Source organism: Verrucosispora sp. SN26_14.1 (genome assembly GCF_004307965.1).
GTDB lineage: Bacteria > Actinomycetota > Actinomycetes > Mycobacteriales > Micromonosporaceae > Micromonospora.
Window position 1 is genome coordinate 1 of sequence record NZ_SISL01000416.1, and the last position, 5214, is coordinate 5214.

The 5214-nt window shown below is 73.6% G+C and carries 5 protein-coding genes; 1 reads left to right on the forward strand and 4 read right to left on the reverse strand.

Translation table 11 applies throughout. The features are described from left to right. Nucleotides 1–125 precede the first annotated feature (125 nt). The 4 genes from EYA84_RS25790 to EYA84_RS25805 are packed head-to-tail and all read right to left on the reverse strand — an operon-like array spanning nucleotide 126 to nucleotide 4535. Nucleotides 126–1115, reverse strand: coding sequence for a DUF5954 family protein (locus EYA84_RS25790; RefSeq protein ID WP_131056173.1), 990 nt, complete (start codon nucleotides 1113–1115; stop codon nucleotides 126–128). Between the two features lie 52 nt (nucleotides 1116–1167). After that, complete coding sequence (locus EYA84_RS25795) at nucleotides 1168–1977, reverse strand: hypothetical protein (RefSeq protein WP_131056175.1); 810 nt, start codon at nucleotides 1975–1977, stop codon at nucleotides 1168–1170. Beyond that, nucleotides 1974–2975: a WxL protein peptidoglycan domain-containing protein gene (locus EYA84_RS25800; RefSeq protein ID WP_131056177.1), complete on the reverse strand. Its 1002-nt coding sequence runs from the start codon at nucleotides 2973–2975 to the stop codon at nucleotides 1974–1976. Before EYA84_RS25800 ends, EYA84_RS25795 begins: the two co-directional genes overlap by 4 nt. Before the next feature lie 33 nt (nucleotides 2976–3008). Next, complete coding sequence (locus EYA84_RS25805) at nucleotides 3009–4535, reverse strand: HtaA domain-containing protein (RefSeq protein WP_131056179.1); 1527 nt, start codon at nucleotides 4533–4535, stop codon at nucleotides 3009–3011. A 135-nt stretch (nucleotides 4536–4670) separates the two neighbouring features. On the opposite strand from EYA84_RS25805, the gene EYA84_RS25810 reads away from it, so the two are divergent. Further along, nucleotides 4671–5214 (forward strand): hypothetical protein (locus tag EYA84_RS25810; protein WP_131056181.1); only part of this gene is annotated, 544 nt, incomplete at its 3' end.

The following is a 5214-nucleotide window of genomic DNA, read 5'->3' on the forward strand; positions in this document are numbered from 1 at the left end:
GTGGCAGGGCGAGGCGGTGGTGGCCGGGCGAGGCGGTGGGGCCGCCTCACGGGTCGCCCCGGCGAGATTGCCCGGGCTAGTCGATGGTCCGGTGGTCATGCGGGGGCCGGATCCGGGGCGGGTGGTCAAGGGTGGTCGGGTAGGCGGCCTTCGGCGCGGAGTCGGGCGAAGTGGACCTCGGGTGGCGGTTCCGGGTCGGGGTCGGAGGGACGGGGTCCTTCGGGACCGTCGGCGGAGAAACGCAGCAGCGTCTCGACGCGGGTGACCCGGAAACGGCGGCCGAGCACGGTCACCTCGCTGGCCCGGGTGGACTCGATCCGGTCGGCGGCCCGCCGGTACTCCGCCGCCTCCGCCTCGGTCGGATCGGCCAGCCGGGGTACGAGCCACCGGAACTCGAACGTGATCAGGTCACGGGCCTCCTGCGGCGTGGCGACCGCCCGGCTCGTCGGCTGCCATCCGGCCCCGACCTGTTCGGCCACCGCGAAGCGGGTCGGCAGCAGGACGCCGTCGGGGTACGCACGCACCGCGGCGACACTGTCGGCGTACACGTCGGCGGGCACCTGGGCACGCGGATAGCGGGCCGGCAGCAGCTCGACCTTGAGCACCGCCGCGCCGAGGCCGGTCGGTTCGGCCGGGTCGGCGACCAGGTCGGTGCCGCCGAGGAAACTGTCCGAGGTGTCGGCGTCGCGCGGGTCCGGGTCGGTGGGGCGGGGCGGCTCCGGCCCGTCCGGGCCGAAGCGGGCGAAGGTGTCCGCCCGGATCACCCGGTGCCGGCAGCCTCCGACGGTCACCTCGTCGACCTTCTGCCAGTCCAGGACCGTCCGCGCCGCGGTCAGCTCGGCCAGCAGGTCCGCGTCGGCGGTCTCGGCGATCCGGTCCCGGAGCCGGTGCGCGAGCGCGTCGCGGGCGGCCTGCGGGGTCTCCTCGACCAGTTCGTGTACCCGCCAGCGCCCGCCGCCGAGATCCACCGCGTAGCCGAACAGCGGGGCGCCGAGCCGCAGCGTCGGGTACGCGCCGGCCCGCTCGACCGCGTCGTGCTCGGTGACCAGCCCCACGGGGTCGTCCCGGTGCCGGATCCGGATCACCGCGTCCGGCGGCTGCTCACCGTGATGCATAGCTCCACATTGTGTAACGACAGTCGTCAGTGCGCCAGAGGCGACGGTGGATTCACCGCCCGGAGGACCGGCGGCGACGCACCTCGGCCGCCGCCGGGACGAGCAGCGCGAAGCCGAACAGCCCGGCCAGCCCCCACGGCTGGTGGTCGGTGGTCGCCTCCACCCGGCGTGCCGCCCCGGAGGTGACCAGCTCGCCGTGGATCCGGTAGTCACCGACGGCCGGGGCGGGCAGCGTCATCGGGACCCGGACGACGCGTTCCTCCCCGGCGGCGAGATCCGGCGTGTCCGGGGACGCGACGAAGCCGGTCGGCTCCGGTCCCCGACCGACGCTGAAGGAGAGCGTCACCGCGACCGGCACCGGCTCGTCGTTACGCAGCCGCAGCACCACGGTCCGCCGCGCGGACGCACCGAACAGGGCGGGCCAGCCGCCGTCGCGTTCGACGTGTGCCCCGACGACGACCGGGGGGCGGGTCGCCGCCGATCGGACGGTGCCGCCGGGTTGCCGGGTCGCGCCGGTCACGCGCAGCGGCGCGGTCGCCGAGAGCCGACCCTCCATCGTGCGTACGCGCACCTGGCAGGGACAGCCGTCAGCCGGCGCGGCGACGGTCAGCGGCGCGCCACCGGCACCGGAGCCGGACAGGTGGATCTGGGCCGAGGTGTCCACGGCACAGCGGGGCGGCGTACCCGCGTCACACAGCTCGATCACGACGGTGCCGGCGGGCCAACCGGTGAGCCGGACCAGCACCTGCTCCCCCGGTCTCGCCTCGGCCCGGTCCAACGTCACCCGAGGGTCCGGCCCCGGGGCGCCGGTCAGCGCTAGGCCGGCGAGCAGGGCGACTGCCCCGTACGCGAGCCACCTCATGCCGGCGACGTCCGGCGACGCCGGATCGCCCGAAACCGGCTGACCAGCAACGCGCCCAGGGCGGTGAGCAGCAGCGCCGTCCACACCCACGGCACGGCCCAGGTCACGGCGGTGCGGTGCACGGTGGGCAGCATCCGGTCCGGGGTGGCCGGGTCGACGGCCACGTCGGCGGCGAGCCGTCCGGCCGGCACCACACCGTTGATCTGTTCGGTGACGGTGATCGCCGCGCCGGGCAGCAACTCGGGCACCTCGACCGGCTCGGTGCGGGCCAGTCCGATGCCGAAGGGCGCGGTCAGGCGTACCTGGGTGGTGCCGGTCAGCCGGGTGTTGCCGGTGTTGCGCAGCCGGTAGCTGACCACCACCGGGCCGGTGCCGAACGGGTTGACCGGGTTGTCGTACCCGATCCGCATCGCCTCGACCTGAAGGCCGGGGCGCACCGGGCCGGCGACCCGCAGATAGATCCGGGCGGCGACGCGGCGGTCGAGCCTGACCTGCCCACCCGTCTCCGCCACCTGGGCGATCGAGGCGACCACCCCGCCGGCGTGGTCACCGGGGCTGGCGTTGGCCGGTACGCCGATCCGGAACGGCAGGATCACCTGCTCGCCCGCAGGCACCCGGTAGGTGCGTTCGGCGAACTGCGTCCAGGCGCCCACGTCCACCGCCGGACGGCTCGCCGGTTGCAACGCGAAGCCGCCGTCGTCGGTGGTGAAGGCGTCGGCGCCGTACACCGCGAAGGTCATCGCGGTCGTGCTCAGGTTGGTCAACGCCACCCGGTCCTCGATCACCTGACCGGGTTCGGCGTCGTGGACGAAGTAGCTGCGGCCGGTGGGGCCGGACGGTCCGGACGGCTGCACCGCCCAGGTGAACCCCGCGTCGCTCGGCGACGGTGACGGGGCGGGAGCCGGCGCGGCGAGGGCGACGGCGGGTCCACCCGCCAGCACGGTGACGAGCAGGACCACGGTCACGGCGACCAGGTGCGGGGAAGGGCACCTCGTCATCGATCTGCGCACAACAAGATGCCCTTCCACGCGTCAGGACAGGGTCAGGGTCAGGGTGGCGGTGTAGTCACCCGGACCGGTGGCGGCCGGGACCCCGAGGCCCAGGTCGGCACCGCACCGGAAGCTGCCGGCGCTGGCGCCGGCAGTCGAGCCGCACAGGGTACGGGCGCTGCCCAGACCCGTACCGTCACCCGGGTTGGCCCGTCCGCCCGGGGTGACCACCCCGGACGAGCCCACCAGCTTGTCGGCGAGCACGGACGCGTTCGGCGTCCAGCCGAGGTTGTCGGCGGCGATGGTGCCACCGAGCGCGCTGGTGAAGTCCTCCACCTGACCGACCACGTTCCAGCCGGCGTTGGTGCCGCGCAGGTCGCTGACGGTCACCGCGTTGAGCGCACCGTCGGCGACCCCGCCGGGGTGCACGGCCGACAGCGCCACGGCACTGCCGGACGAGGTCAGCGTCAGCGGACCGGACTGGAGCACCGTGGCGGTGATCTCCTGCTCGGCGCCGCTGGGCCCACCGGTGGCCCCCCGGAAGGTGACCGGGGTGAAGGTGTCCTGGCTGCGGTCGCTGGAGGCGTGTGCCGCGAACGTCAGCACGTAACACTGGGTCACCGTGCAGTCGACCGTGTCGCCGTTGCCGTCGGTGTAGCTCGGCACCAGGTCCAACGTGGTGGAGAAGGTGCCGTCGGCGGCGAGCTTCACCTGCGCCGCGGAGGACGAGGCGTTCTTGTGCACCCACTTCACCGGCTTGTACGGACGGGAGTTCGTCCAGTGGTTGTCGACCTTCGGGCCGAACGCCACATAGACGCCGACGCCGCCGTTGGCGTCCGGGTCGAACCCGGAGCCGGTGACGGTGACCGACGTCCCCTCGGGGTCGAGGGCGGCGGACGGGTCCACGGTCACCGACGGGGTGGCGGGGCCGCCGCCGCCCGTCCCGGTGGTGAAGGTGAACGACGTCGGGTCCAGGGCCGTGCCGGCGGTGAAGAAGCCGGCGAAGGCGGTGGCCCCGGTCTCGGTGAGCGTGGTGGCCAGGTTGTTCCAGCTCACCGAGTCACCCGAGACGGTCGGGCTGGCGCCGCCGGTGCCGAGGGTGGCGATGGCGGCCTGCTCGATCTGCACCGGCTCGAATCCGCCGCCGCTGACCTCGAGGTCAACATCGGCGAGCAGCGAACCACCGGCACCGTCCACCACCACGGTGGGGTTGGCCAGCGTGATCTTGAAGAAGTGCGAGGGGTACGAGAACACGACCGTGCCCCCGTAGTTGACGGTGGTCGCGCCGGTGGCGCTGTCGTACGTGCCGCCGGTGACCGGGAACGTGAAGGTGCCGTCCGCCTTGCGGGTGGCACCGTCGGCGACCCCGATCGGCGGATTGCCGTTACCGGTCGAGACGTACGCCCGGAACGAGCTCTTGAAGCCCCAGTCGAGGCTTCCCGCGGTGACGTCGGCGGGTGCGGCCGTCGCCGGGGCCACCACGGCCAGTGACGCGGCGGCACCGAGCACCGCTGCCGACGCCCACCGGTACGACCGTCGGCGGATACCGCCGGGTCTGGGTACGGACATGAGTCTTCCTCTCGGAGGGGGTAGGGCTCGATTAGGTTAGGCTCACCTAATCTTTTGGGAAATCCTCCGAACACCCTCTTGCGGACGCGGCAAGATCTACTTAGGTTAGCCTAACCAAATCTTCGGAGGTCACTCATGCCTGCCCGCCTCGCCGCCGCCCTGGTCAGCGTGGTGCTGCTGGTCATCGGCGCCCTCGCGGCCGGCCCCGCGTACGCGGACACGGTCGGCAGGGGCCCCGACGGCCAACGCCTCTCCGTCAGCCGGACGACCGCGATCCCCCTCGCCGGTGCCGCCGTCACCGTCTCCGGATCCGGCTACGACACCGCCAAGGGCATCTACGTCGCGTACTGCGTCGACAACGGTGCCGGCGCACCGCCCTCGCCCTGCGGGGGCGGCATCGACACCAGCGGCGCGACCGGCGCCTCGCACTGGATCTCCTCGAACCCGCCCGCGTACGGCGAGGGGCTGGCCGTCCCGTACGGCTCCGGCGGCTCGTTCAGCGTGCGGATCCGGCTGACCGCGACGATCGGCGACGTGGACTGCACCGTCCGGCGCTGCGTGGTGGCCAGCCGCAACGACCACACCCGCAGCTCGGACCGCGCGCAGGACGTCAAGGTGCCGGTCACCTTCGCCGCGCCGGCGGCCAGCCCGACCACCCGGGCCACCGCCCCGGCGTCGT

Excerpts from the sequence above, each read along its gene's own strand:
- EYA84_RS25805 (WP_131056179.1), bottom strand. The coding sequence starts at position 4,535 with ATGTCCGTACCCAGACCCGGCGGTATCCGCCGACGGTCGTACCGGTGG.
- EYA84_RS25790 (WP_131056173.1), bottom strand. The coding sequence starts at position 1,115 with ATGCATCACGGTGAGCAGCCGCCGGACGCGGTGATCCGGATCCGGCAC.
- EYA84_RS25795 (WP_131056175.1), bottom strand. The coding sequence starts at position 1,977 with ATGAGGTGGCTCGCGTACGGGGCAGTCGCCCTGCTCGCCGGCCTAGCG.
- EYA84_RS25800 (WP_131056177.1), bottom strand. The coding sequence starts at position 2,975 with ATGACGAGGTGCCCTTCCCCGCACCTGGTCGCCGTGACCGTGGTCCTG.